Below are 23,771 nucleotides of genomic sequence, written 5' to 3'. Positions count from 1 at the left end.
AAGCCCTCCTTTTTTTGTCCGCGTGCGGCTTACTGCGGTGGCGCCTACCGAGCGCGGAATGACGCGCTGCGACCATTGGTTTGATTGATGCAGACCGATGAGGTGACGGCAAACCGGCGTCAATATTAGACCGAAGAACGCAAAGTGCTTTTTTCCGTGCTAGAACCAATGGGACTGGTCAATTCATGGCCAATGGCCAATACCCCACGGACTCGCCGGATTGTCACTGATGAAAACAAAAAAAGACGCCGTACCCCCCACCAAGGAAGCCACCCTGGCGGATATCGCCGACAACCTACTGGCGCCGCCCGCGCTGCCGGCGTTGAGCGAAACCAGTGAGCAGTATCTGTATTTCACCGAGCGCGATATCGAGCGCATCCTCGATAACCTCGATGGCCTGCGCAACATGGTCTTCCCGCTGGGCGAACCGCTCGACGAGGGCGAGTCCAGCCGTATCCAGCAATTTCCCTCGGTATGCCTGATCGGCCTTGGCCGCTGCGGCTCGAACATCGCCCTGGATGTCGCTTCCTTGGTCTACAACGCTCGGCAGTTCTATCTGGAAGAGTTTCACAGCGAAGCCAGCGCCGCCATCGAGCAGGCCTCGCGCCCCAGCCGTTGGATTCGCAGCAACCTGCTGCGCGCGCCGAGCAAGAGCAGCAAGCCGGTGTTTCTGATCGAGCCGCTGGTGATGCTGGGCGACCTGGACAAGGACATCGCCGGGCGTATCCGTTTTTCGCGCAAGGGCGAGATCAGCGGCTTTCTCGACGACTACAGCAAGATGAAGATCATGGACCTGTCCGAGGTGCACGCCGGTGGCGCCGGCAATGCGCCGATCCTCGGCCAGTACCTGGCCAAGATCATCCTCAACAAGGACACCCAGCGGTTCTCCAACGAAGACTGGAAATTCATCCACAGCTACCTGATCGACTCATGTGGCATCAAGGCCAACCAGTCGCGGCTGTACTTCTATATCTTCAGCGCTGGCGGTGGCACAGGCTCGGGCATGGCCTCGGAGTTCGGCCTGGCCCAGCAGTTCGCCTACATGAGCAAGACCTTCGACAGCAAGGCGCCGGAGGAAGACGACGCCGAACGTGATCGTGGCTTCGTCTTCGAGCCGATCTTCACCAGCGGCATCTGCATCCTGCCGAACATCTCCGACCAGCGCAGCGAGATGTCCGAAGCCCTGCACATCAACGCCGGGCGCCTGCTGTGCAAGTACCTGGCCGAGGAATGGGATTTCTCCTACAACTTCGACAACGAGCAAAGCAGCGCCGACAGCGTGATGCGCCGTATCCGCCCGTGGAACGCCATGATGCTGATTTCCAACGACATCATGCGCTACGCCGAGGAAAGCGGTGACGGCAGCATCCACCACATCGACGTGACCGCCATGGAGCGCCACGCCAACCAGTACATCTCGCAGCAGATCTTCAACATCCTCACCGCCCAGGCGGTAACCAGCGACTACGACCAGAACTACTTCCGCCGCGCCGGCATCGACATCGGCGAGACCATCCGCCTGGATGCCAACGACCTGTTCATGAGCCTGGCCGGCCCGGTGGCCGTGGCCTACGCCGAATCCGTGGTGCCCGAGCAGGCGGCCCAACTGTCGGAAAAATTCCGCGTGCTGGACAAGGAGCAACACCCGCCACGGCTGAACATCGACGATCTGTTCTTCCGCTCCATAGACCTGCCGCATTTCAACAAGGTGACCCAGGCCATCGAAGGCATCAGCCTGCTGCCGATCGAATCCAAGCGCTATCGCCAGGCGCTGGAGCAGTACAAGGCCAGCGGCTACGACGCCTCCCAGCTGAGCGACCTGCACTTCTTCAAGAACTGCTCCTCGGTGGTGTCGATCGTCTCGCTGCCCAAGGACTACAAGCTGTCCTACATGGACCTGAACCGCCTCAAGACCCACCTCAACAACCTCTTCCCCAACACCACGCTCAAGCGCTATGCACTGGTGATCGGCGCCTCGGCGAACCTGTCGCTGACTACGCTGATCGTCAAGAGCCCGTGCCTGTCGGACGACTTCCTGACCCTGATCGTCGCCTACATCAAGCGTTGCTTCGCGCGCGACCAGTACCGTTTCGACGACAGCCTGGACGACGCCATGCTCGACTTCATCGTCTCCGAGCGGTTCAACGAGGCGCAGCTCGACGCCATGCTCAACGAGTACGAAGACCCGGCGAAGATCCTCGATACCAACTGGTACGCGATCAAACCCATGTATGAGAAGAAGTACCGCGAGCTGATTCACGACGCCGAGAAGTTCGTCTCGATCAACGACATCCGCCTGTCGCGCGAAAGCGTCAAGCAGGCGATCAAGTACCTGCGCGAGATCTACCGCCATCGCATCGGCAAGACCCGGGTGATCTCACTCAACGACTACGGAAAATAGGTGGAACAAAAGTGCCTGTGCTTGACTGAACAGAGCACGCCAGCTGCCACCAAGCGGGGTGACTATGGACGGACTATCGATCCGCTTTCTCGCAGACCTGCCCGAGCACGGCCAGATGCTGCTCAATTGCGAACACGACCCCTGGCTCGTGGCGCTGTCATACGTCCTCGCCAGCGTCGGCAGCCTCAGTACCCTGACCATCGCCAGACACCTCGATCAGGTGCAAAGACGCGGCATGCGCCTGGTCTGGGGCCTGCTCGGGGGCTTGTGTCTGGCCGGCGCCATCTGGTCCATGCACTTCATCGGCATGCTGGCATTCCAGGCGCCGGTCGCCATCCGTTACGACCTCGCCACCACAGTGCTGTCGTTACTGGTGGCCCTGGCAGCCGCCCTGCTCGCCCTTTACTACATGGCCATGCCGCGTCCCGGCCTGAGCCGCCAGCTACTGGCGGCGATCATCATCGGCCTGGGCATCAGCGCCATGCATTACAGCGGCATGGCGGCGATCCGCTCCGATGCCCAGGCCTACTACCACGGCGGCCTGTTCACCCTGTCCATCGTCATCGCCATCAGCGCCAGCTTCGCCGCCCTGCTGCTCAATCGCTACGTGCGCCACGGATCACTGCAGCGCCAGCGCTGGATGAAATATTCCGCGGCGCTGGTGATGGGCGCTGCCATCGCCTCGATGCACTACACCGGCATGGCTGCGCTCCACCTGGTGGTGGCGCCAGGGACGCCGCTGCAGCTGCGTAGCGCCGACAACAGCGTGCAACTGGTGCTGATCGTCGCTTCCATCACCTTGCTGATTCTCAGCCTGAGCCTGGCGGCGGCCTGGATCGGACGCAAACTGGACGACCAGGAGCGCGACCTGCAGCGGGTCAACACGTTGCTGGTGCAGCTCGATCAAGCCAAGGCGTCGCTGGAACAAGTGGCGCATTTCGACCCACTGACCGAGTTGCTCAACCGCCGCGGCTTCAACCGGGTATTCGCCGCCGCCCTGGAGGAACACGCGATCACCGGCCGCAGCCTGGCGGTGATGTTTCTCGATATCGATCACTTCAAGCGCATCAACGACAGCCTCGGCCACGATGCCGGCGACGAGTTGCTGCGCGTGGTGGCGCAGCGCATCCGCAGCGCACTGCGCGAACGCGACATCATCGCGCGCTTCGGGGGCGACGAGTTCTGCGTGGTCGCCAGCCTCGACGCCAATGCCGACCCGCGCGCCCTGGCCGCACGCATGCTGGAGCACATGAAGGAGCCGATTGGCCTGGCCGGCCGCAAGATCGTGATGACCACCAGCGTCGGCATCAGCCTGTTTCCGCAGGACGGCAGCAGCGCCGACGAACTGCTCAAGCACGCCGATCTGGCGCTGTACCAGTCCAAGGGCAGCGGGCGCAACGTGGTGCATTTCTTCAACCCGCACCTGAAGCAGAAAGCCTCGCTCGAGCTGCAGCTGGAAGAAGACTTGCGCCAGGCCCTGCAGCAGGACAATGGCCTGATCCTCTACTACCAGCCGATCATCGATCTGCGCAGCGGTGCCCTGAGCAAGCTCGAGGCCCTGGTGCGCTGGTCTCACCCGCAGCACGGCCTGCTCACCCCCGAACGCTTCATCGCCATCGCCGAAGCCAACGGTTTCATCGATCTGCTCGACAACTGGGTGCTGCGCCGTGCCTGCCTCGACCTCAACAGACTGGATCACATGGGCTACCCGGGGCTGAAGATCGCGGTCAACTGCTCGGCGCTGAACCTGGCCAACGACCAGTTGCCCGGGCGTATCGAACAGTTGTTGAGCTCAACCCGTTGCCCGGCTCATTGCCTGGAGCTGGAGGTGACCGAGAGCGCACTGCTGAGCAATATCAACCGCGCCATCGGCCTGCTGGAGAATATCCGCGCGCTGGGCGTCAGCCTGTCCATCGATGACTTTGGCACCGGCTATTCCTCGCTCGCCTACCTGCGCCGCTTACCGCTGGACACGCTGAAGGTCGACCGCTCCTTTATCCAGGACGTAGCCCACTCCAGCCAGGACCGCGAGATCGTCCACGCCATCATCGCCATGGCCCATGCCCTGCATCTGAAGGTCGTCGCCGAAGGCGTGGAAACGGTCGAGCAGTTGGCCTTTCTGCAGCAGCGCGACTGCGATCAGGTCCAGGGCTATCTGTTCAGCAAGCCGGTACCGCTGGAAGAAATCCTGGCCCGCTTCCCTCCGCATTACCGGCCGCTGGAACGGGTGGCGGCCAGGTTCTGAGCCTTCGCCTCGCCGCTGAAGCGCCTCCCACAGCAGCCATGCAGCCCTGTAGGAGCGGCTTCAGCCACGACCCAGGCACCTCGCACTCAAGCCCTGAACGCCTGCAACCAGCCCAGACTCGCCTGCGTGCCCATCTCACCTGGCTTGTACTCGGCGCCCAGCCAGCCGCTGTAACCGCAGTCACGCAACGCGCCGAGCAGCGCCGGAAACGCCAGTTCCCCCGTACCCGGCGCACCACGCCCCGGCACATCGGCGAACTGCACATGGCCGATGCGCCCGGCCAGTAGGCGCATGCCGGCCGCCACGTCCAGCCCCTGACGCGCCATATGGTAGAGGTCGTACTGCGCGGCCAGATTCGGGTGATCCACGGCGCGCAGCAGCGCATCCAGATCCTGTGGCGTATTGATCAGGAAACCCGGCATGTCAATGGGGTTGATCGCCTCCACCAGCACACCAATGCCCAACGTGGCGAAGGCTTCGGCACTCTTGCGCAGGTTGGCGGCCAGACAATCCAGCGCCTGCTCGCGGCTCACGCCTTCGGCCAGGCGGCCGGGCAGCACGTTGACGCACGCCGGGCGGACCATGGCGGCGTAGGTCAGCGCCTCCTGCAATGCAGCGTCGAACGCTGCCTGTCGTGCCGGCACGCTGGCCAGGCCGGGGCCGCCGGTCATCAGATCGCCCGCCGGTACGTTGATCAACACCAGCGGCAGCGCGGTCAACTCCAGCACTTCCTTCAGGGCGAGCGCTGGCAACTCGTAAGGGAACTGAATTTCCACGCCATCGAAACCCGCGCTCATCGCCGCCAGCACGCGCTCGCGCAGGGGCAACTCGGTGAACAACATGGACAGATTGGCGGCAATCTTCATGGGCATTGCTCCCGCAGCATTTCCACCAGCGTGGCCGGGTCGCGCTGCAGGTTGCCCTGGCTGCCGTGCAGACGCATCAACTGCGCAGCCAGCCCGCTCATGGGTGTAGCACTGCCCTGCTGATGCGACAGCTTCACCGCCGTATCGAGGTCCTTGAGCAGCGTGCGCACATGCCATTTGATCGGCTCGAACTGGCTGGCCGCCATCTGCGGCGCCAGAATTTGCAGCGGCTTGGAATCGGCGAAACCACCGGCCAGGGCCGGGGCGATCAGGCTGGCATCGACCCCGGCGCGCTCGGCCAGCGCCACCACTTCGGCGATCACCAGGGCGTTGCAGGCAACGATCATCTGGTTGCACACCTTGGTCACCTGCCCCGCACCCACCTCGCCCATGCGCGTCAGGCGCTGGCCCAGGTGCGCGAGAATCGGGCGCACGCGCTCCACATCCTCTTCACGGCCACCGGCCATGATAGCCAGCGTACCGGCCTCGGCGCCGGGCGTGCCTCCGGACACCGGTGCATCCACCCAGCGCATGCCGCTGCGCGCCTCCAGCTCAGCGGCCATCTCACGCGTGGCAGCCGGCTCCAGGCTGGAGAAGTCCACCAACAGTTGCCCCGGCCGTGCGCCTTCGACGATCCCGCCCGGGCCGAACACCACCTCACGCACCACCTCGGTATTGGCCAGGCAGAGCATCACCACATTGGCATCGCGACACAGCTCGGCGGGGTTCTCCACCCGGTGCGCGCCCAGCTCCAGCAACGGTGCGCATTTATCCGGCGTGCGGTTCCAGAGGGTCAGCGGGTAACCGGCAGCGAGCAGGCGGCGGGTCATCGGCAGCCCCATCAGGCCGATGCCGGCGAAGGCCAGGGCGGGCAGTGAAGTGCTCATCTCAAACTCCGTTGTCAAAACGCGGTTGAAGGTAATCGGCGTACCGCTTCAGCGGCTCGATGAGCGCTCGGTCAGATAGGCGACGAGCGCCTCGGCATCGCCACTGAACTCCACTCGCGAAGCCTTGCTGTCGCGCTGGTAGGCATACATCGGGTCGTAATACTCGCGCAGCAGACCTTCGATCCAGCCCCGATGCAGTTCCACCAAGCCGGTGCTGCGCTGCACGTCCAGCGCTTCCTGCATCAGGCCGCGCAGGCGTGCATGACGCTCGCCGCCCAAGCGCCGCTGGATGTTGTCCAGACTCTGCAGCAGGCGTCCGGCGAAGCGCTCGAAGCCCTGCTCCTGGCCATGCACGGCAAGAAACTCGGCCGCCAGGTCGATCACGTAATCACCGAGGATACGCTCCACGCGCCCCTCGAAGCTGTCTTCGAGCCAGACCATCGGGTACTGCTGCATCCCCAGGTGCAGCGGCAGGGGCAACGAGCAGGTGCCAATCAGGCGGCTCTCATCCTCCAGTACGAACTGCTGCTGGCCGCGGGCGCGGCGCTTGAGCAGTTCCACCGCCAGGCGGTTCTCGAAATCGATCTGCGAGGGCTGGCTGGTGGCGCGCTTGCCGAAGCTCGACCCCCGATGATTGGCGTGCCCTTCCAGGTCGATGCTGTTGGCCAGGCGCGCCACCACTTCGGTCTTGCCGGTGCCGGTCATGCCACCGACGATGACAAAATCGCACTCGGCCACCGCCTGCTCGAGGGTTTCGATGAGGAAGGTACGCATCGCCTTGTAGCCGCCAACCACCCGGGGGTAGTCGATGCCGGCATCCTTCAGCCACTGCTGGACGATCTGCGAACGCAGGCCGCCGCGAAAACAGTACAGGTAGCCATCGGGATGGGCATTGGCGAAGGCCGCCCAGGCCTCGACGCGCTGCGCCTTGACCTTGCCGGAAACCAGTTGGTGGCCCAGTTCGATGGCGGCTTGCTGGCCCTTCTGCTTGTAGCAGGTGCCGACCTTCTGCCGCTCGATGTCGGTCATCAGCGGCAGGCTGGTGCTAGTGAGAAAGGCGCCCTTGGTGAATTCCACCGGGGCGCGCATATCCATCATCGGCACGTCGTTGAGAAAAAGTTCGCGATAGCCGGCGGTGTTGTCACGCATCAGGCCACCTCTACCGCGTAACGCTGTCGTTCGATCATCTGGCCGATGGGCGCAAGATTCAGGCCCAGCTCGGCCGCCACGGCCAAAAACTCTGCCTCGCCTTCGGCGGCTACCGCCACCAGCAAGCCGCCGCTGGTCTGTGGATCACACAGCAGGTTACGCTGCGCCTCGCTGATCGGCGCAATCTTCTCGCCATAGCTGTCGAAATTGCGCAGCGTACCGCCCGGCACGCAGCCCTCGGCCAGGTAGTGCTCGACACCCGGTAGGCATGGCACGGCCGCGTAGTCCAGTTGCGCGGTCAGCCCGGCGCCCTCGGCCATCTCCACCAGGTGGCCGAGCAAGCCAAACCCGGTCACGTCGGTCATCGCCTGCACACCGGCGAGCTTGCCGAAGCGGCTGCCCGGTTTGTTCAGGGTGCACATCCAGTCTCGTGCCAGCCCGACGTCCTGCTCGCGCAGCTTGGCCTTCTTCTCGGCGGTAGTGAGGATGCCGATGCCCAGCGGTTTGGTCAGGTACAGCTTGCAGCCGACCGTGGCAGTGTCGTTGCGCTTCATGTCTCGCTTGTCCACCACGCCGGTCACGGCCAGGCCGAAGATCGGCTCCGGTGCATCGATCGAGTGTCCACCGGCCAGCGGTATGCCCGCGGCATCGCACACCGCGCGGCCGCCACGGATCACCTCTCGGGCGACCTCCGGTGTAAGCACGTTGACCGGCCAGCCGAGAATGGCGATGGCCATCAGCGGCTCGCCGCCCATGGCGTAGATGTCGCTGATGGCGTTGGTGGCGGCGATGCGGCCGAAGTCGAAGGGGTCATCGACGATGGGCATGAAGAAATCAGTCGTGGAAACCACGCCGCGCTCTTCATCGAGCGCATAGACCGCAGCGTCGTCGCGCGAGGCATTGCCGACCCACAGCCGTGGATCGAGGTTCTGCGCGCCGCTGCCCGCCAGGATCACATCCAGCACCTTGGGAGAAATCTTGCAGCCACAACCCGCACCGTGGCTGTACTGGGTCAATCGGATCGGCTCGCTCATGGCATCGCTCTCGGCAAATCGGAAACAAGGCGCGGATTCTAGCAAAGCTGTTCTTTAACCAGCTCGCCCCTATAATCGCCCGCGTCTCGACTACCCTCAGCAGGCGCACCTGCGCCACTGCGAACCTTTTCCGCCATTGAACCGGAGAATCTTCATGTTCAAACATATCCTGGCCCTGGCCGCCGGCTTGACCCTGTCCTTTTCCGTTGTCGCCGCCGACGTTCTCAAGGTTTCGGCCATCCCTGACGAGGCTCCCACCGAGCTGCTGCGCAAGTTCAAACCGCTGGGCGCCTACCTGGAACAGGAGCTGGGCATGAAGGTGGAGTTCGTGCCGGTGGCCGACTACGCCGCCGTGGTCGAGGCGCTGGCCGCCGACCGTATCGACATGGCCTGGCTGGGCGGCTTCACCTTCGTCCAGGCGCGCCTGAAGACCGGCAACGCCGTGCCGCTGGTACAGCGCGAGCAGGATGCCGAGTTCACCAGCAAGTTCATCACTGCCGATCCGGCGGTCAAATCCCTGCAGGATCTCAAGGGCAAGACCTTCGCCTTCGGCTCTGTGTCCTCCACCTCCGGCAGCCTGATGCCGCGCTACTTCATGCTGCAGGACGGCATCAAGCCGGAAGACTTCTTCAGCCGCGTGGCTTACTCCGGTGCGCACGACGCCACTGCAGCCTGGGTCCAGGCCGGCAAGGCCGACGCCGGCGTGCTCAACGCCTCGGTGTGGCAGAAGCTGGTGGACGCCAAGAAGGTCGACACCGACAAGGTCAAGGTCTTCGCCACCACCCCCACCTACTACGACTACAACTGGACGGTACGCGGCAACCTCGACCCGGCGCTGCAGGAGAAGATCAAGACGGCCTTCCTCGCCCTCGACCCGGCCAAGCCGGAGCAGAAGGCGATTCTCGACCTGCAGGCCGCCAGCCGCTTCATCGAAACCAAGCCTGAGAACTACGCAGGCATCGAGGAAGCCGCTCGCGCTGCCGGCCTGTTGAAGTGAGCATCGCCCTGCGTGGCGTGGGCCTGGCCCACGCCAACGGCAAGGTCGCGCTCGACAACATCGATCTGCGGGTAAGCCCCGGCGAACGGGTCGCCATCATCGGCCCCTCCGGCGCCGGCAAGACCACCCTGCTGCGCCTGCTGGCCACCAGCCTGCAACCCACGCACGGCGAGATCGAACTGTTGCAGAGCAACCCCTGGCGCCTGGCTGCCCGCCAGCGCCAACGGCTGCGCGCGCGTATCGGCCTGATCCACCAGTCTCCGCCGCTGCCACCGCGCCAGCGCGTGGTCACCGCCGTGCTGGCCGGCAAACTTGGTCAGTGGTCGCTGGCCAAGGGCCTGATCAACCTGCTGCATCCGCTGGATGCCAGCGGCGCCCAGGCAGCCCTGGCACGCCTGGACATCAGCGAACAACTCTACCAGCGCTGCGACCAGCTCTCCGGTGGCCAGCTGCAGCGCGTCGGCATCGCCCGCGTGCTGTATCAGGCGCCCGAGCTGATCCTCGCCGACGAGCCAGTCTCGGCCATGGACCCGGTGTTGGCCGGCCATACCCTGGCCGTGCTCAACCGCGAGGCCGCCGAGCGTGGCATGACCCTGCTGGCCAGCCTGCACGCCGTCGACCTGGCACTGGCGCACTTTCCCCGGGTGGTCGGCATTCGCGACGGGCGCATCGCTTTCGACCTGCCGGCAGCTGAGGTGCAGCCCGCGCAACTGCAGGCGCTGTACGCCAACGAGCAGTTGCAGGCCGCGCCCAGCCCGTCCGTGCAGGCGCAACCGGCGCATATCCCACGATGCTGAGCACCGCTCCACGCGACCCCGCTGCCCTGCCGCGTCTGCTGATCACCGCGCTGGCACTGCTGTTGTTGTGGCCGGGCATCCACCTGAGCGAGCTGGACCTGAGTGTGCTGGTCGATGGCGACAACAGTCGCGCCATGGGCAATTTTCTCGCTGGTTTCTGGCCTCCTGCGCACGATGCCGAGTTCCTCGCCCTGCTCGGCCGCGCCACCCTGGAAACCCTGGCCATCGCCACCGCCGGCATGAGCCTGGCGCTGCTGATCGCCATTCCCGCCGCGCTGCTGGCCAGCCGTGCGCTGTCGTTGTCGGCCGTACACCGTGGCGGCCGCCCGGCCTGGTGGGCGAACCTGGCGCGCTGGCCGGTGCGCGGCCTGCTGATCTTCCTGCGCAGCGTGCCGGAGATCGTCTGGGCACTGCTGTTCGTGCGCGCCGTCGGCCTCGGCCCCACCGCCGGGGTGCTGGCCATCGCCATCACCTACGCCGGCATGCTCGGCAAGGTCTATGCGGAAATTTTCGAGTCGGTGGACGCCCGCCCGGCACGCGCACTGCTGGGTGCCGGCAGCAGCCGCCTGAGCGCCTTCGCTTACGGCGTGCTACCCAATGCCGCCGGCGAGATGCTGTCCTACACCGTCTACCGCTGGGAATGCGCCATTCGCGCTTCGGTGGTGATGGGCTTCGTCGGCGCCGGTGGCCTGGGCCAGCAGATCGACCTGTCACTGCGCATGTTCTCTGGCGGCGAAGTGGCCAGCATGCTGCTCACCTTCCTGCTGCTGGTGCTGCTGGCCGACCAGTTCAGCCGCCTGCTGCGCGCGAGGCTGACATGAGAGCCGGCAACCTGATTCTGCTCGCTGCCATCCTCGGCGCGGTGATCGCCTCGTTCCTCTACCTGGGCATCGACCTCGCCGCCCTGGTCGCCGGCGACAGCCTGGCGCAGATGGGCCAGTACGCCAGCGGTTTCCTGCGGCCGGACTTCTCTACCACGCACCTGCAGGCCATCGGCCAGGGTGCGCTCGAAACCCTGGCCATGTCCGCCCTCGGCACCCTGCTCGCCGCCCTGCTCGGCCTGGCCCTGGCCTTGCCGGCCGCCGGCCGTTTCGGCGGCGTCGCCCTGCACGCCACACGCCTGCTGCTCAATGCCCTGCGCGCCATCCCCGAACTGGTGTGGGCCGCGCTCATGGTGCTGGCCGCCGGCCTCGGCCCCAACGCCGGCACCCTGGCCCTGGCCCTGCACACAGCCGGCGTGCTCGGCCGCCTGTTCGCCGAAGCGCTGGAAAACACCCCGCGCGAACCCGCTGATGCCATCCGCGAAAACGGCGGCGGGCGCGTGGCCGCCTTCTGCTACGGCACCCTACCCGGCGTCTGGCCGCAACTGGTGGCTTACACGCTCTACCGCTGGGAGAACAACATCCGCATGGCCAGCGTGCTCGGCTTCGTCGGCGCCGGCGGCCTGGGGCAGATGCTCTACATGAGCCTCAGCCTGTTTCAGGAAGCCCAGGCCGCCACGGTAATCCTGGCCATGTTGCTGCTGGTGCTGATGGTCGATGGTTTGAGTGGCTGGGCGCGGCAGCGCTGGGTGAGCTGAGTGGCCAAGACCGCAGCGCATTGATGAGTGGCCGCCCGCTGATCCGCGCCGGAGCGGCATCGCGATATCGGTATTCTGCGTCCTCATCGACGCGGAGATATTCGGCCAACACGTGGCCAGCCGCCGAGCAAAGGCAAGCCCCACCTGTTCCTGCTCGAGGTGATGGATATATGCATTACCAACCATCTGGCGCGTACAGCACCGACTCTGCGAAGGAAACGGCGGACAAGTAGCAAACAGGCTCCATGCGGAAACCTGTCGGGAGGCGGGTTTCTACGTCGCCAAACCGCCGGTTCTGTTCGCCTAGAAGCTCCAGGATCGCTCAGCCTGTTTCAAAAGGCCTTGGCCTTGCTGCTCGTACTGCCAGCGGATGGTTTCAGGTTTGGGTGAAGCGGAGCTGACAGGCGGCAAACGGCCAGAAGCAGACATTCATCCCACTTCAATCCAGAGCATCACAAAATACGATATAGGGCGCCTGAGAATCCAAGAGTGGTTGAGCGTTGTGCATGGCGCGCTGGATAGAATGCTGCTCCATGGCCGTCAGGCGGTGCTTGCCCAGATTGCATTGGATTCCCGAGGGGTTGAGCTCTAGGGAGAACAGGCCAGTGAGATGTTCCCCTTCCTTGCTCAGCAACAGCTCCATAAATCCCTCATTTCTTGTGTTAGCCACCAGGTAGATCAGCCCTTCGACGGATGCCACGCCGCACCAATACACCTCATCCCAAAGCTGGGTAATACCTTGATCAGTAGCGACTGTCGGCAGGCTCCAAGAGTCTCCCTCAACCGTCAAAGTTTTCAGCACATCCAACAGGCGTTCACGGGCGAGAACATTGAGCGTGTACCTGCATTTGCCTCGAAGAATGAAATTTGGGTCGCGCTCTGATGGAGCCATTAACGTCGCCTCGCTGATGACTTTCGCCGTCAGCAAATAGCTCAGAGCGATCTCCGAGGGTTGTTCACTCCAGCCATTGATATCCGAAACAGGTGGTATCCAGAGCACATGCACTGTTTCTCCTGTATGCGGCAAGTGGTCTTTGTCGAAGCAGGCGGACGTGGTGCTGCCCAGGGCCGGTAGAATATCCTTCAGCCGCAGCGAAGGAGCGCCATGATCAATTTCCGATCCGTTAGGCCAAAAAGTTGGGGCATAGATGTTCACACGTTTACCCCCGATGTTGAATTAGGCCGTCGATGATCATGGTGGTGGCTGGGATTAAATTTTGAGAGTGAGTTATCTGGCAGAGTTTATCAGTAGATTCGCAGCGCCTCTTTCTTCCTGCGTCATGTTCAACGATGTGCACTCGCCTTTCGCAATGTGATAAGCGTTTGGCACCTCGCTGCCACTTCCGGGGTAGCCGCGGCTAGGGTGGACAGCACCTGATACATCTCCTGAGCGTCTGGAAACGGGTATGCATCCAGGCTTATGGCAATCGTCAGCTTGCGCGTGTCCTGCCCGTCTCTAAGCCACGTTTCGACCTCCCGCATCATGGCTGAGCCGTTGTCGTTCGTTTGCCAAACCAACAGATTGAACAGGTCGGCAACCAGCCCTTCAGGCACCGTCCTGGGAATTTCCGCGAACAGGCGATTAGCCAGATCAAGTTCGCCAAATACGCTGACTACGTCATACGCTGCGTCAAACGCTAGTGTGTACTCGGCAGCGTTGCGCTCAATAGCAATAATATCGAGCGCGTGTTGGAGAGATGGGTGCATCCAGACACTCCATAGACAAAAAAGCAGGCAGATTTATTTGGATCACAGTCTGCTTCTGGCCGATAGCCGCCTCTCATTGATGAGACAATGGCGAACAGGCCACGGTTATGGCTTGAATGATCAAGCAGAAGCGAAATTAATCGTGGTCTGTCCCACATCTACGCGCTGGCAAATGGGGGCATCTCCTGGCAGATCACCCCGCGCATCCTCAGCGCCGCCATCGCCAGCCCTGACCGCGCAGCAGCCAAGCGCGCCTTCGAGGCGATGATGACCATGAGCAGGATCGACATCGCGACGATCGAGGCGGCGCTGAATGGTTGATCCGTGATATTCAAGCGCGGGCGTTCTTTTTCTGCAGGATGTCCGAGGCTTCGTTGTAGGCGCTCTGGAAGGCTTCGCTGCCGATCCAGGCCAGCGCGGTCTCTTCGTCCTCGTCATGGAAGATGGCGCGATAGACGATCAGCAGGCCCATCATGAAATCGGTCGCGGCCTCCTGCGATTCTTCTGCGACCACCAGTTCCAGCACCGGGTATTGCAAGAATACCAGGCACAGGGCAAGCAGGCTGATGCCTTCGCCGGCCTTCATGGCCTGGAACAGGTCGTCGAAATGCGCGGGGTCGAAGCCGTTTTCCTCGATGTCCTTGAAGTCGAAGGTGGCGAGGTCGATCTCGACATCATCGAAAGGTTCGTTGATAAAGGGATTGGCCAGAATCGGGTGGACGACGTTGGCCTGTGGCTTGGGCTTGCCCATGCGGTTCTGCTTGGCCTTGGTCTTGGCCCGCTGGGCGCGCTTCTTCTGTTTGTCTGGAGAGGCCATGGGGGCGAATTCCTCGTTGGCTGCAGCCATGTTCATGGCCCGGAATGATCAGGCGCCTATTGTATGCAGTCTTGGCCAGGGCCTGCGGTTGAATTTTCTGGCCGAGAGCCGCGACCTTAACGAGGGGATTGACCGCTGCTGCCGTCAGGATGAATGGATGACAAGGACCTCGACAGTGCCATGACCAACCGCCAACATCTTCATCGAGAAGGCTACGCCCTGCTGCGCCAGGCGGTTCCTTCGGGCTGGCTGGATGAGCTGCGTAGCGCATTCGATGCCGGCGTCAAAGCCTCGGAGCAATGGCCCGTGCCGCGCGGCCCCGGTTGGCGCCACGCGCTGCTTGATCATGAGCCCAGGATTCAAGCCGTGTGCCGCTTGCCACAGCTGCTGGCGGTGGTCGGTGAACTGATCGGCGAGCGCTTCTTCCTCGCCCAGGTGGAAGGCCGTGAACCCCTGGCAGATGGCGGCCACCAGCAACTGCACCGTGATCTCTCGATGCAGCGCCCAGGCGATATCGCCAACGTCATGGTCTACTTCGACGACTACGGCCCGGACAATGGCGCCACCCGCATCGTCCCCGGCAGCCACCGCCCAAAACCGGGCGAGCCACCATTCGACTTCAACGACGAGTCGCGCTCCGTGCAACTTGCCGGTGCCGCGGGCGACATCCTGGTATTCGACGTCGACCTGGTACACGCCGGTAGCCGAAACCTAACCGGCCGACGTCGCCGTTCGATCCTGATCAGTTATTTCGCCGAGGCGCTGTACGAGTCACACCTGCAGACGCGGAACCTGCGGGGCATTCGCATGGATGCCAGCGAGCGCTTCGAACCCATGGACGGTAGCGACTCGTTGACCAGCGGGGCGTAACCGAGTGATTAACACGCGACACTCGCATCCCTGGCCGGGGGCAGGCCAAACAGGCGGCGGTATTCTCGACTGAACTGCGAGACGCTTTCGTACCCAACGGCGAATGCCGCACTGCTGGCAGTTACCCCCTCCCCCAGCATCAGCCGACGCGCTTCGATCAAACGCAGCTGCTTTTGAAATTGCAACGGCGTCAGCGACGTCTGGTTACGAAAGTGCTGATGGAAAGACGAGGTGCTCATGCCGGCCACAGAAGCCAGATATTCCACTGGCAGGGATCGGTTGAACTCGGTGCGCAGCACCTTCACCGCCCGCGCGATCCGTTGCGCATGGCCGTCCGGCCAGCCCAGACGGCTGATTGCCGAGCCGTGACGCCCAGCCAACAACCAGTAGTGCAGCTCACGCACCAGCGAAGCATGCAACACCGCTGCCGAAGCCGGTCGATCCAGCAAGCGCATCAGGCGCAGCGCAGCCTCGGCCACCTCGCTATCGGTAGGCTCGATCCTGATCGGCGCCTCGTCCGCAACCGGAGCTGACTTCATTTGCTCCATCAACTCGGTCAGCAAGGCTGGATTCAGGTCGATCACCAGCGAGATGTAAGGCTCTGCGGGACTCGCTTCGATGATCTGACTGACCGTCGGTACATCGGCGCTGATCAACAAGGAATCGCCCGCTCTGAAGGTGAACGTGCGCGCACCCGTCATGACCTGCTTGCCGCCCTGTAGCACAAGGCAGGCAAGAGGCCGGGTGATCGCGTAGTCCAGCCCACTGGGCTGCTGCGTGCGGATGATGGTCAAGCCTGGAATGGGTGTTTGGGCAAGCCCATCGGGATCGGCATGTTGATCCAGATAGTCGCGAACGACCGCCAACAACGTCTTGCTCATCGTGGCTTCCTGAGGCTGGTCATGGGCACGTTGTTCACCCTTGGAGAAATAGGCAAAAAGCGTCGAGGTTTCGGTAAGGACGGGGTTACCCCACGGATCACACAATGAAATCCTCCTTACCAACCAGAGGTTTTTACCATGACCAAGATCGCCATCGTAACTGGCTCCAGCCGTGGCCTAGGCCGTAATACCGCCCTGAATATCGCTCGTCAGGGTAACGATGTCATCGTCACGTATCACAGTCAGGCCGATGCAGCGCTGGCCGTGACAGCCGAAATCGAGGCGCTGGGGCGAAAGGCTGTTGCACTGCAACTCGATGCAGGCAATGTCAGCACATTCCCCGCTTTCGTGGAGCGCCTGCGCCAGGCGCTACGCGACACCTGGCAGCGCGACAGCTTCGATCATCTGGTCAATAACGCCGGACACGGGGACATGGCCTCGATTGCCGAAACCAACGAGGCGCAGTTCGATGCACTGGTGAACGTGCACTTCAAAGGGGTGTTCTTCCTCACCCAGGCGCTGCTGCCGCTCATGGCCGAGGGCGGTCGTATCGTCAATATCTCCTCCGGGCTGACACGTATCGCCTACCCGGGCTTTGCGGCCTACTCGGCAGTCAAAGGAGCGGTGGAAGTGCTGAGCATCTACCTGGCCAAGGAGCTGGGTAGCCGCGGTATCGCGGTCAATACCGTGGCGCCCGGCGCGATCGAGACGGACTTTCTAGGCGGTGCCGTACGCGACATGCCGGATCTGAATACGGTATTCGCAAATATGACGGCACTGGGTCGCGTTGGCGTGCCAGACGATATCGGCCCAATGATCGCCAGCCTGCTCGGTGAGCAGAATCGCTGGATCAATGCTCAGCGCATCGAAGTATCTGGCGGGCAGACGATCTGACCTCCAGGCGACACCTCATACGCCCCGGAAAGTGTTCGTATCGCTACGATCACTTGCCGGCCAGTTCTAGCTCCGAGGCGGCTGCGCCTTGATCCCCTCCCGTATCAGCTCAAGATAGCGCCGAGCCCCCAGACCAAGCGGCCGGCCGCTGTTCCAGACGATGTCGACCCAGAGCCGCAACTGGCTGGCCATGTTGCCGAACTGCACCTCCTGCAAGCTGCCCGAGGCAATCAGCGCAGCGACCAGGGGCACCGGCAGGTACGCCCAACCCAGCCCTGCCTGCACCAGGTTCAGCGTGGCCAGGTGGCTATCGGTGAGCCACACCCGGTGCGAGAGGATCACCTGCGGATCCGTCGCCGAAGGCGAACCTGCGGCGACGACGATCTGCCGTGCATCGCTCATGCTCCGCTCATCCATTTCCTTCAGGTACTCCGGCACGGCCACCGCCACCAGCAACTGGCTACCGGCTTCAAGAAAGTGTTCGCGCTCATCGATGCCGGGACGCTCGAACACCAGCGCCAGATGGGCGCTGCCCTCGTGTATCAGGCGCACGGCCTCGGCCTGCGAGGCGGAACGCACCTCTATCTCCAGCATGGGAAATTCCTGCGCCAGGCCGATCAGTGGCCGGCTCCACATGCCGGTCTGCAGCTCCGGCGCCATGGCGATGATCAGGCGCCGTTCCAGCCCCTGATGCAGTTGCAGCGCCTGGGCATCCAGGCGGTTGAGCTGGCTGGCCACCTGGCGCGCCTGGGGCTCCAGCGCCAGCGCCGCCTCGGTCGGTAGCGCCTTGCGCGTGCTGCGGTCGAAGAGTTCCAGATCCAGTTCGGCTTCGAGCTGGGCAATTGCCATGCTCACGGCCGAAGGCACGCGCCCCAGCCGTCGAGCTGCGGCGGAAAACGAGCCCGCATCGAGCACGGCGAGAAAAACGCGCAGGGTTTCGCTGTTGAATGCCATGGTTGCTGTCAGTTTTCCTGATAACTATCGTCTTTGTTTATCAGATAAACCAACTTAGGTTCCACTTATCTGCAACAGCAAGAGGAACAACGTCATGGCTCACAACTGGAAAGATCAGGTCGCACTGGTCAGCGGCGCGGGTAGCGAACAGGGTATCGGCATGGCCATCGCCAGGCGTCTGGGCGCGGCCGGGGCGAAGCTGATCGTCACCGCCAGCAGCGCGCGCATCACCGAGCGTGTAGCCGAGTTGCGTGCCGAGGGCTTCGAGGCCGAGGGCCGGGCAGTCGATCTCACCGACGAAGCCGGCGTGCAGGCGTTCGCCACCTGGGCCGAAGGGTTGTGGGGGCACGTCGACATCCTGGTGAACAACGCCGGCATGACCATGCAGGGCAGCCCCGAGAAGCTCGAGGAGGTGTCCAGCATGAGCCTGGAGAACTGGAACCAGACGATCGCACGCAACCTGACCACGGCCTTCCTGCTCACCCGCGCCGTGCTGCCGGGCATGCGCATGCGCGGCTACGGGCGCATCATCCATATCAGCTCCACCACCGGCACCAAGGCCGGCCACCCCGGCGAAGCGGCCTACAGCGCTGCCAAGGCCGGCATGGTGGGAATGAACATGGGCCTGGCGCTGGAAGTGGCCCGCCAGGGCATTACGGTCAACTCCGTGGCACCGGGCTGGATCGCGACGGGCTCGAGCACGCCACATGAACAGCGCGCCGCCGCCTACGTACCGATCGGCCGCGCAGGCCGCCCCGAGGAGGTGGCGTCAGCCGTGGCCTTCCTCGCCTCCCCAGAAGCCAGCTACATCACCGGTGAAGTGCTGGTGGTGGATGGCGGCAACTGCCTGATCGAGGACAAAGCACCATGAGCGCCACAAGCGAGGTTCGCCCCGTCGTCCTGATCACCGGCGCCGCAGGGGGCGTGGGCAGTGCGCTGGTCGCACGCTTTCTGGCCGGTGGCTGGCTGGTGTTCGCCACCGATGCCAACGCCAGCGGCCTGGACGATCTGGCCCAACGCCACGCAGTGGCCGGCAGTTTGCCGGCGGACATCCGCACAGCGGCGGCCTGCAATGCCGTGGTGAGCGCGGCAGTCAGGACATGCTCGCGGCTCGATGCAGTGATCAACGCGGCCGGGGTATGGCGCGAAGGGCCAGTGGAAGACTTAAGCGAGGAGGATTTCGACCTGGTCCTGGACGTCAACCTCAAGGCCAGCTTCTTCATCTGCGCCGCCGCTATCCCACACTTGCGTGAAACGCACGGCGCCATCGTCAATATCTCCAGCGATGCCGGGCGCCAGGGTAATCCGAATGCGGCCGCCTACTGCGCCAGCAAGGGTGGCCTCACCCTCTTCACCAAGGCGCTGGCACTGGACCTGGCGCCCTACGGAGTGCGCTGCAACGCCGTCTCGCCCGGCGACATCGAGACGCCGATGCTCAAGTTCCAGGCCGAGCGCTATGGCAATGGCGACCCGGCAGCCTACTACCGCGAGTTGCTGGAGAAATATCCGCAAGGTGAACAGGCGCGCTTCATCCAGCCGGAGGAAGTGGCCGAGCTGGCGTTTTTCCTCTGCCAGCCCGGCGCCCGCTCGATCACCGGTGCCGACATGGCCATCGACCAGGGCGTTTCAGCCGGTCACTGATCGCCCCGCCGTTCGTAGCGATGCTGGATGCGCGCCAGCTCACCCGAACGGCGCAGCTGACTCAGGGCAGCGGCCCAGGCCGCGACCAGCTCATCGTCACAGTCGCGGCTGAAGGCGATGTACAACGAAGAACGGTAAAGCTCGATGGGCACCCGCCGGAGGGTGTCCGGGGCGATGTCCAACTGGCGGCTGTAGTAGGCCACACCTGCATCGGTATCGCCGACGATCACCTCGGTACGCCCGGCCAGGAGCATGCGATAGAGCTGGTAACTCTCGGCCGCGCTCTTGTCGAGGTTCTTGAACCCCAGTGAATCGAGCGTTCTCGGCACCAGGCCTGCGTGGCGCGTGGTGATCTGCGGCGCGCGCATCAACTGCTCCAGGGACGTGATCGGCGCAGTCGAGCCGGCCAACTGATAGGGGTAGATAGACTCCTCCACGATTGGCCCGACCCATTTGTACAGCGGCTCGCGCTCGGGTGTGCGGAACATCGAGTACATGATGGTTCCGGGGTGATTCTGCAGCGCATAGGTGGCGCGCATGGTGGGCAACAGGGTGGTTTCGAAGTCATCCCCGGTAAGCGCCATGATGGCCCGCACGACCTCCGTCGACATACCGGTGAGGTGGCCGTTTTCCTCATAGTTGTAGGGCGCCCATTCTTCCGTGACGATCTGATAGGTCCCTGCCCTGGCCAAGGCGCCAGACAACGAGCACAGCAGCACTAGAAAGAGGATCGAAGGCTTCACGCATCGTGCCTGGCGATTCGGAGGTTCAGGCAATCATAGCCGCTGTCGTCTGCATCGCATTGTTGATCGGCTGAGAGCAAAAAAATCGTTGCACAGGCCGAGGCGAAGGTTAAAGTTCTGCTTCAACCTATGACTAGAGCAGCACCATAAAAGGCGCAATTGGCATGAAGATCGGCGAACTGGCGCAACGCACCGGCCTGGCGGCCTCGCGCATTCGTTTCTATGAAAGCATTGGCCTGCTCAAACTGGTGGAGCGTCAGGCCAACGGCTATCGCAGTTACCCGGAACAGGCCGTGATGGTGCTCAACCTGATCACCACCGCCCAGCAAGCCGGCTTCAGCCTGGATGAGCTGCGTACCCTGCTGCCGCAGGATCTGTCGCAGTGGCAACACGGCAAACTGCTCGACACCTTGCAGGCAAAGGTGAAAGACATCGAAGCGCTGGAGCAGCGCCTGGCCCAGAGCAAGACGCACCTGCTGGCACTGATCGACGAGATCGAAAGCAAGCCGGACGACCTCGACTGCGCCGCCAATGCCAAGCGGGTGCTAGCAAAGATGAACCTGGGCGAACCGAGCGGGCGACCCAAACGCGCGAAGAAATGAGCGACCGCTCGCCATACCGGCATCAGCGCCCAGCGAGCGGACTCTCGCGAAACGCCTGCACGGTGCAGCCAATACAGGCCTTGCCCTCCTCGGCTCGGCCCTTCGTCACTCCGGACTCGTCAGTTGCGCCAGTGGTTCTGGCGCATAGAGCGCGCTCTGGAAGTCCGGCACGTATTCGTACCTCATCATCTTGCCCAGCTTCAGCGACTCGATATAGGTCGAGAGGCTGCCAGCACCGAGCTTGAGATTCACCGCTTCCGCGTTCGAGCTGGAGGCATGGCTCATCTGCCGGGAAACGGCATAGCCGTAGGCAAGCTCACCATCGTGACCAATATTGGTGAAGCTGTTGGTCACCAACTCCGGTTCGCTGGAGACCTCAGCGAGCTTCTCCACCTCGAAGGTAACGTCGGGCTTGCCGGTTTCGCTGTCGGCGATTTCGAAGACGAGACGCTCGTCGGTCTCGCGGTAATCAATGGGCGCCAGCCACTTCGGCAGGTTGTAACCAACCACACCACGCACTCGCGCCAGTTCGGTGTTGACCGGCAACTTGAGCACGTACCCCCAGAAGTCCTTGGACAGCGATTGGCCAAGCAGACTGATGGGCCCCAGGTTGGCATTGCCAGGCTTGTTGGTGACGATGGACAGCGCGATCTCGTTGTAGCTGTCGTTATCGCAGTAGTGATAGGCGTAGGCGGTGAAGGCAACCAGCCCCCTGCCCGGCCAGATTTGCAGTGGCTGCACCTGCTCCAGCACCGCTGCGGGCATCAGCTCGCGCAACCTGTCCAGATCGGCGGTGAACACCGCCGTGACGCGCGTGTTGCGGTAGTAGAAGTTGGGTGAGTAAGACTCGAAGCCCATGTCTACCCTGGTTTTCTGCAGGCCGCGAAACCAGCTGAGGTCGATGTCCGGCGCCTCGGCAGCGATGACCGCCAGCGGTGGATTGGAGTGATAGCGATCATAAAGCCCACCCGCCACCACAGGCACGGAATGGCCGGCAATATCGATCATTGCAGTGGGCGCTTCAGCGTCCTGTGCCCATAGCGGCATTGCGGCGGCGTTGAGAATCACACCGACCAGAAGTGCAGTACGTTGGCGTTTCAGGCGTTTGGTAAGTTCGACCAGCTGTTTCATCGTTGTCATCCGCGTTGAGAAATTCACCTATGCCCATCGAAACGCTCTCCGAGGGGCAGACGCGGCAACCCTAAGGTTAAATATAACTTAAAGGTCAAGCAGCAGAATCGGCGCCCCGCCCGAGGCGAAAAGGCGCGACGTGCGAGGGCGTATACGACGAAAACGACCCTTGACATTAAAGTGAACTTTAAAGTTAAGGTCGCCACACCCCAAGCCGAGGAAGCGCCCATGACCCTGTTCGATCCCCTTGCCCTGCCCAACGGCTCGACCGTTCCCAATCGCATCGCCAAGGCGGCGATGGAAGAGAACATGGCCGATGCCGACCACGCCCCTTCCGAGCAGCTGATACGGCTCTACCAGGCCTGGGCTGAAGGTGGTGCGGGTCTGCTGATCAGCGGCAACGTGATGGTCGATAGCCGCGCCATGACCGGGCCCGGTGGCGTGGTGCTGGAAGATGACGCGCAGCTGGCCAGGTTCGAGCGCTGGGCGCGTATCGGCCGCGCCAAGGGTGCGCAGTTCTGGCTGCAGATCAATCATCCGGGCCGGCAGATGCAGTCCAACCTGGGCCAACCGACCTGGGCACCTTCGGCCGTAGCGCTGGAGCTGGGCAACCTGTCCAAGCGTTTCGCCACGCCGCAGGAAATGACCCCGGCGGTGATTCAGGAGGTGATCGAGCGCTTCGCCCGCACCGCGCGCCTGGGCGAGCAGGCCGGCTTCACCGGAGTGGAAATCCATGCCGCGCATGGCTACCTGCTCAGCCAGTTCCTCTCACCGTTGAGCAATCAGCGCAGCGATCAGTGGGGCGGCTCGCTGGAGAACCGTGCACGCCTGCTGCTGGAGATCGTCAAGGCGGTGCGCGCCGTGGTCTCGCCGGGCTTCGCCGTGGCGGTCAAGCTCAACTCGGCGGACTTCCAGCGCGGCGGCTTCAGCGCCGAGGATGCCCAGCAGGTAGTGCGCCTGCTCGACGGGCAAGGTGTGGATCTGGTCGAGTTGTCCGGCGGCAGCTACGAAGCGCCGGCCATGCAAGGCCAGGCCCGCGACGGCCGCACGTTGGCGCGCGAAGCCTATTTTCTGGAATTTGCCCGCGAGATCCGCGCCGTGGCGAGCATGCCGATCATGGTCACCGGCGGCATCCGCCGTGCACCGGTGGCACAAGAGGTGCTGGCCAGCGGCATCGAGATGGTCGGCATCGGCACGGCCCTGGCCATCGACCCGAACCTGCCGCGCGACTGGCAGCTCGGCCTCGGCAGCGCCCCTCAGCTGCCGCCGATCACCTGGAACAACAAGGTGCTGGCTTCGTTGGCGAACATGGCGGTGGTGAAGTATCAGCTGCACAAGCTCAGCCAAGGTCGAGATAGCCAGCCCGGCGTATCCCCCTTGTGGGCGCTGGTGAAGCAGCAGGTGAAAGACCTCTTGCGCACTCGTCAGTACCGGCGCTGGATGGCGCAACGCGCAGCACGTTAAGCGTCCCTTCGTTCTCAGGGTTCGCCAATCTGCAGGCGGCGGCCTCGCCGCCAATGGCACCCGCAGCCTGGCCCGGAGACAACCGAAACGGCGTTTCGCTCGTTGCGCTGAT

At 63.3% G+C, this 23,771-nt stretch carries 23 protein-coding genes and 1 pseudogene; 13 read left to right on the top strand and 11 right to left on the bottom strand.

Annotation, left to right across the window (positions count from 1 at the left end):
- Window positions 1-229: 229 nt before the first annotated feature.
- Together PCLY_RS03155 and PCLY_RS03150 are read left to right on the top strand one after the other, a co-directional pair.
- Window positions 230-2,401 (top strand): hypothetical protein, encoded by a 2,172-nt coding sequence (locus tag PCLY_RS03155; protein WP_061237791.1) that lies wholly within the window; start codon window positions 230-232, stop codon window positions 2,399-2,401.
- Window positions 2,402-2,465: 64 nt separating this feature from the next.
- Complete coding sequence (locus tag PCLY_RS03150; protein WP_061237790.1) at window positions 2,466-4,646, top strand: putative bifunctional diguanylate cyclase/phosphodiesterase; 2,181 nt, start codon at window positions 2,466-2,468, stop codon at window positions 4,644-4,646.
- Between the two features lie 86 nt (window positions 4,647-4,732).
- Here the strand turns inward: PCLY_RS03150 and PCLY_RS03145 are convergent, their stop codons facing one another.
- The 4 genes from PCLY_RS03145 to selD are packed head-to-tail and all read right to left on the bottom strand — an operon-like array spanning window position 4,733 to window position 8,582.
- Entirely contained in the window at window positions 4,733-5,512 is a 780-nt protein-coding gene (locus PCLY_RS03145; protein ID WP_061237789.1) for a hydroxypyruvate isomerase family protein, read from the bottom strand.
- A complete protein-coding gene (locus PCLY_RS03140) occupies window positions 5,509-6,399 on the bottom strand; it encodes an NAD(P)-dependent oxidoreductase (RefSeq protein WP_061237788.1) in 891 nt (296 codons plus the stop codon). The genes PCLY_RS03145 and PCLY_RS03140 overlap by 4 nt, the downstream gene beginning before the upstream one ends.
- A gap of 48 nt (window positions 6,400-6,447) precedes the next feature.
- Window positions 6,448-7,548 carry a tRNA 2-selenouridine(34) synthase MnmH gene (mnmH, locus tag PCLY_RS03135; protein WP_061237787.1) on the bottom strand — a complete coding sequence of 367 codons (1,101 nt, stop codon included), beginning with the start codon at window positions 7,546-7,548 and terminating at the stop codon, window positions 6,448-6,450.
- Entirely contained in the window at window positions 7,548-8,582 is a 1,035-nt protein-coding gene (selD, locus tag PCLY_RS03130) for a selenide, water dikinase SelD (RefSeq protein WP_061237786.1), read from the bottom strand. Before selD ends, mnmH begins: the two co-directional genes overlap by 1 nt.
- A 154-nt stretch (window positions 8,583-8,736) precedes the next feature.
- Here selD and PCLY_RS03125 point away from each other — a divergent pair, with 154 nt between their 5' ends.
- Genes PCLY_RS03125 through phnE form a run of 4 tightly spaced genes read left to right on the top strand, consistent with a single transcriptional unit; the run spans window position 8,737 to window position 11,955 of the window.
- Window positions 8,737-9,579: a putative selenate ABC transporter substrate-binding protein gene (locus PCLY_RS03125; RefSeq protein WP_061237785.1), complete on the top strand. Its 843-nt coding sequence runs from the start codon at window positions 8,737-8,739 to the stop codon at window positions 9,577-9,579.
- A complete protein-coding gene (locus PCLY_RS03120) occupies window positions 9,576-10,376 on the top strand; it encodes a phosphonate ABC transporter ATP-binding protein (protein WP_061237784.1) in 801 nt (266 codons plus the stop codon). The genes PCLY_RS03125 and PCLY_RS03120 overlap by 4 nt, the downstream gene beginning before the upstream one ends.
- Window positions 10,370-11,197 (top strand): PhnE/PtxC family ABC transporter permease, encoded by an 828-nt coding sequence (locus tag PCLY_RS03115; RefSeq protein ID WP_061237783.1) that lies wholly within the window; start codon window positions 10,370-10,372, stop codon window positions 11,195-11,197. The genes PCLY_RS03120 and PCLY_RS03115 overlap by 7 nt, the downstream gene beginning before the upstream one ends.
- On the top strand, window positions 11,194-11,955 hold the full coding sequence (gene phnE / locus PCLY_RS03110) for a phosphonate ABC transporter, permease protein PhnE (protein ID WP_061237782.1): 762 nt from the start codon (window positions 11,194-11,196) through the stop codon (window positions 11,953-11,955). The genes PCLY_RS03115 and phnE overlap by 4 nt, the downstream gene beginning before the upstream one ends.
- Window positions 11,956-12,394: 439 nt before the next feature.
- Here phnE and PCLY_RS03105 read toward each other — a convergent pair whose 3' ends face one another.
- Complete coding sequence (locus PCLY_RS03105; protein ID WP_061237781.1) at window positions 12,395-13,111, bottom strand: hypothetical protein; 717 nt, start codon at window positions 13,109-13,111, stop codon at window positions 12,395-12,397.
- 128 nt (window positions 13,112-13,239) lie between these two features.
- Window positions 13,240-13,662, bottom strand: coding sequence for a hypothetical protein (locus PCLY_RS03100; protein WP_061237780.1), 423 nt, complete (start codon window positions 13,660-13,662; stop codon window positions 13,240-13,242).
- A 177-nt stretch (window positions 13,663-13,839) separates the two neighbouring features.
- Here PCLY_RS03100 and PCLY_RS24745 point away from each other — a divergent pair.
- Window positions 13,840-13,983 (top strand): annotated as a pseudogene (locus tag PCLY_RS24745) (VOC family protein); the annotation flags it as partial.
- 10 nt (window positions 13,984-13,993) lie between these two features.
- Here PCLY_RS24745 and PCLY_RS03095 read toward each other — a convergent pair.
- Window positions 13,994-14,479, bottom strand: a complete 486-nt coding sequence (locus PCLY_RS03095) for a hypothetical protein (RefSeq protein WP_061237874.1) — start codon at window positions 14,477-14,479, stop codon at window positions 13,994-13,996.
- 180 nt (window positions 14,480-14,659) lie between these two features.
- Here PCLY_RS03095 and PCLY_RS03090 point away from each other — a divergent pair, with 180 nt between their 5' ends.
- A complete protein-coding gene (locus PCLY_RS03090) occupies window positions 14,660-15,349 on the top strand; it encodes a phytanoyl-CoA dioxygenase family protein (protein WP_061237872.1) in 690 nt (229 codons plus the stop codon).
- An 8-nt stretch (window positions 15,350-15,357) separates the two neighbouring features.
- Here the strand turns inward: PCLY_RS03090 and PCLY_RS03085 are convergent, their stop codons facing one another.
- Window positions 15,358-16,230, bottom strand: a complete 873-nt coding sequence (locus tag PCLY_RS03085; RefSeq protein WP_061237779.1) for an AraC family transcriptional regulator — start codon at window positions 16,228-16,230, stop codon at window positions 15,358-15,360.
- A 138-nt stretch (window positions 16,231-16,368) separates the two neighbouring features.
- Between PCLY_RS03085 and PCLY_RS03080 the strand changes: the two genes are divergently transcribed.
- Window positions 16,369-17,124 carry an SDR family NAD(P)-dependent oxidoreductase gene (locus PCLY_RS03080; protein ID WP_061237778.1) on the top strand — a complete coding sequence of 252 codons (756 nt, stop codon included), beginning with the start codon at window positions 16,369-16,371 and terminating at the stop codon, window positions 17,122-17,124.
- Between the two features lie 66 nt (window positions 17,125-17,190).
- Here PCLY_RS03080 and PCLY_RS03075 read toward each other — a convergent pair whose 3' ends face one another.
- Window positions 17,191-18,078 carry a LysR family transcriptional regulator gene (locus PCLY_RS03075; protein WP_061237777.1) on the bottom strand — a complete coding sequence of 296 codons (888 nt, stop codon included), beginning with the start codon at window positions 18,076-18,078 and terminating at the stop codon, window positions 17,191-17,193.
- A gap of 94 nt (window positions 18,079-18,172) precedes the next feature.
- Here PCLY_RS03075 and PCLY_RS03070 point away from each other — a divergent pair, with 94 nt between their 5' ends.
- Together PCLY_RS03070 and PCLY_RS03065 are read left to right on the top strand one after the other, a co-directional pair.
- Entirely contained in the window at window positions 18,173-18,949 is a 777-nt protein-coding gene (locus PCLY_RS03070) for an SDR family NAD(P)-dependent oxidoreductase (RefSeq protein WP_061237776.1), read from the top strand.
- Window positions 18,946-19,719: an SDR family NAD(P)-dependent oxidoreductase gene (locus tag PCLY_RS03065; RefSeq protein ID WP_061237775.1), complete on the top strand. Its 774-nt coding sequence runs from the start codon at window positions 18,946-18,948 to the stop codon at window positions 19,717-19,719. The genes PCLY_RS03070 and PCLY_RS03065 overlap by 4 nt, the downstream gene beginning before the upstream one ends.
- On the opposite strand, the gene PCLY_RS03060 is transcribed toward PCLY_RS03065, so the two are convergent.
- Window positions 19,713-20,462, bottom strand: coding sequence for a substrate-binding periplasmic protein (locus tag PCLY_RS03060; RefSeq protein ID WP_061237774.1), 750 nt, complete (start codon window positions 20,460-20,462; stop codon window positions 19,713-19,715). The genes PCLY_RS03065 and PCLY_RS03060 overlap by 7 nt on opposite strands.
- 164 nt (window positions 20,463-20,626) lie before the next feature.
- On the opposite strand from PCLY_RS03060, the gene PCLY_RS03055 reads away from it, so the two are divergent.
- The gene (locus PCLY_RS03055; RefSeq protein WP_061237773.1) at window positions 20,627-21,064 is read left to right on the top strand and encodes a MerR family transcriptional regulator; all 438 of its coding nucleotides are present in this window, start codon (window positions 20,627-20,629) and stop codon (window positions 21,062-21,064) included.
- Window positions 21,065-21,169: 105 nt separating this feature from the next.
- Here the strand turns inward: PCLY_RS03055 and PCLY_RS03050 are convergent, their stop codons facing one another.
- Window positions 21,170-22,195, bottom strand: a complete 1,026-nt coding sequence (locus PCLY_RS03050; protein WP_061237772.1) for a hypothetical protein — start codon at window positions 22,193-22,195, stop codon at window positions 21,170-21,172.
- Window positions 22,196-22,423: 228 nt separating this feature from the next.
- Between PCLY_RS03050 and PCLY_RS03045 the strand changes: the two genes are divergently transcribed.
- Entirely contained in the window at window positions 22,424-23,659 is a 1,236-nt protein-coding gene (locus PCLY_RS03045) for an NADH:flavin oxidoreductase/NADH oxidase family protein (RefSeq protein WP_061237771.1), read from the top strand.
- Window positions 23,660-23,771 lie beyond the last annotated feature (112 nt).

Origin of the sequence: Ectopseudomonas composti (genome assembly GCF_001567565.1) — a bacterium.
GTDB lineage: Bacteria > Pseudomonadota > Gammaproteobacteria > Pseudomonadales > Pseudomonadaceae > Aquipseudomonas > Aquipseudomonas composti_A.
The sequence above is the reverse complement of the archived record's forward strand: the minus strand, read 5'-3'. Positions and strand labels throughout refer to the sequence as shown.

Coding starts and splice junctions, on each gene's coding strand:
- PCLY_RS03155 (WP_061237791.1), top strand. CDS start 230: ATGAAAACAAAAAAAGACGCCGTACCCCCCACCAAGGAAGCCACCCTG.
- PCLY_RS03150 (WP_061237790.1), top strand. CDS start 2,466: ATGGACGGACTATCGATCCGCTTTCTCGCAGACCTGCCCGAGCACGGC.
- PCLY_RS03145 (WP_061237789.1), bottom strand. CDS start 5,512: ATGAAGATTGCCGCCAATCTGTCCATGTTGTTCACCGAGTTGCCCCTG.
- PCLY_RS03140 (WP_061237788.1), bottom strand. CDS start 6,399: ATGAGCACTTCACTGCCCGCCCTGGCCTTCGCCGGCATCGGCCTGATG.
- mnmH (WP_061237787.1), bottom strand. CDS start 7,548: ATGCGTGACAACACCGCCGGCTATCGCGAACTTTTTCTCAACGACGTG.
- selD (WP_061237786.1), bottom strand. CDS start 8,582: ATGAGCGAGCCGATCCGATTGACCCAGTACAGCCACGGTGCGGGTTGT.
- PCLY_RS03125 (WP_061237785.1), top strand. CDS start 8,737: ATGTTCAAACATATCCTGGCCCTGGCCGCCGGCTTGACCCTGTCCTTT.
- PCLY_RS03115 (WP_061237783.1), top strand. CDS start 10,370: ATGCTGAGCACCGCTCCACGCGACCCCGCTGCCCTGCCGCGTCTGCTG.
- phnE (WP_061237782.1), top strand. CDS start 11,194: ATGAGAGCCGGCAACCTGATTCTGCTCGCTGCCATCCTCGGCGCGGTG.
- PCLY_RS03100 (WP_061237780.1), bottom strand. CDS start 13,662: ATGCACCCATCTCTCCAACACGCGCTCGATATTATTGCTATTGAGCGC.
- PCLY_RS03095 (WP_061237874.1), bottom strand. CDS start 14,479: ATGGCCTCTCCAGACAAACAGAAGAAGCGCGCCCAGCGGGCCAAGACC.
- PCLY_RS03090 (WP_061237872.1), top strand. CDS start 14,660: ATGACCAACCGCCAACATCTTCATCGAGAAGGCTACGCCCTGCTGCGC.
- PCLY_RS03085 (WP_061237779.1), bottom strand. CDS start 16,230: ATGAGCAAGACGTTGTTGGCGGTCGTTCGCGACTATCTGGATCAACAT.
- PCLY_RS03080 (WP_061237778.1), top strand. CDS start 16,369: ATGACCAAGATCGCCATCGTAACTGGCTCCAGCCGTGGCCTAGGCCGT.
- PCLY_RS03075 (WP_061237777.1), bottom strand. CDS start 18,078: ATGGCATTCAACAGCGAAACCCTGCGCGTTTTTCTCGCCGTGCTCGAT.
- PCLY_RS03070 (WP_061237776.1), top strand. CDS start 18,173: ATGGCTCACAACTGGAAAGATCAGGTCGCACTGGTCAGCGGCGCGGGT.
- PCLY_RS03065 (WP_061237775.1), top strand. CDS start 18,946: ATGAGCGCCACAAGCGAGGTTCGCCCCGTCGTCCTGATCACCGGCGCC.
- PCLY_RS03055 (WP_061237773.1), top strand. CDS start 20,627: ATGAAGATCGGCGAACTGGCGCAACGCACCGGCCTGGCGGCCTCGCGC.
- PCLY_RS03050 (WP_061237772.1), bottom strand. CDS start 22,195: ATGAAACAGCTGGTCGAACTTACCAAACGCCTGAAACGCCAACGTACT.
- PCLY_RS03045 (WP_061237771.1), top strand. CDS start 22,424: ATGACCCTGTTCGATCCCCTTGCCCTGCCCAACGGCTCGACCGTTCCC.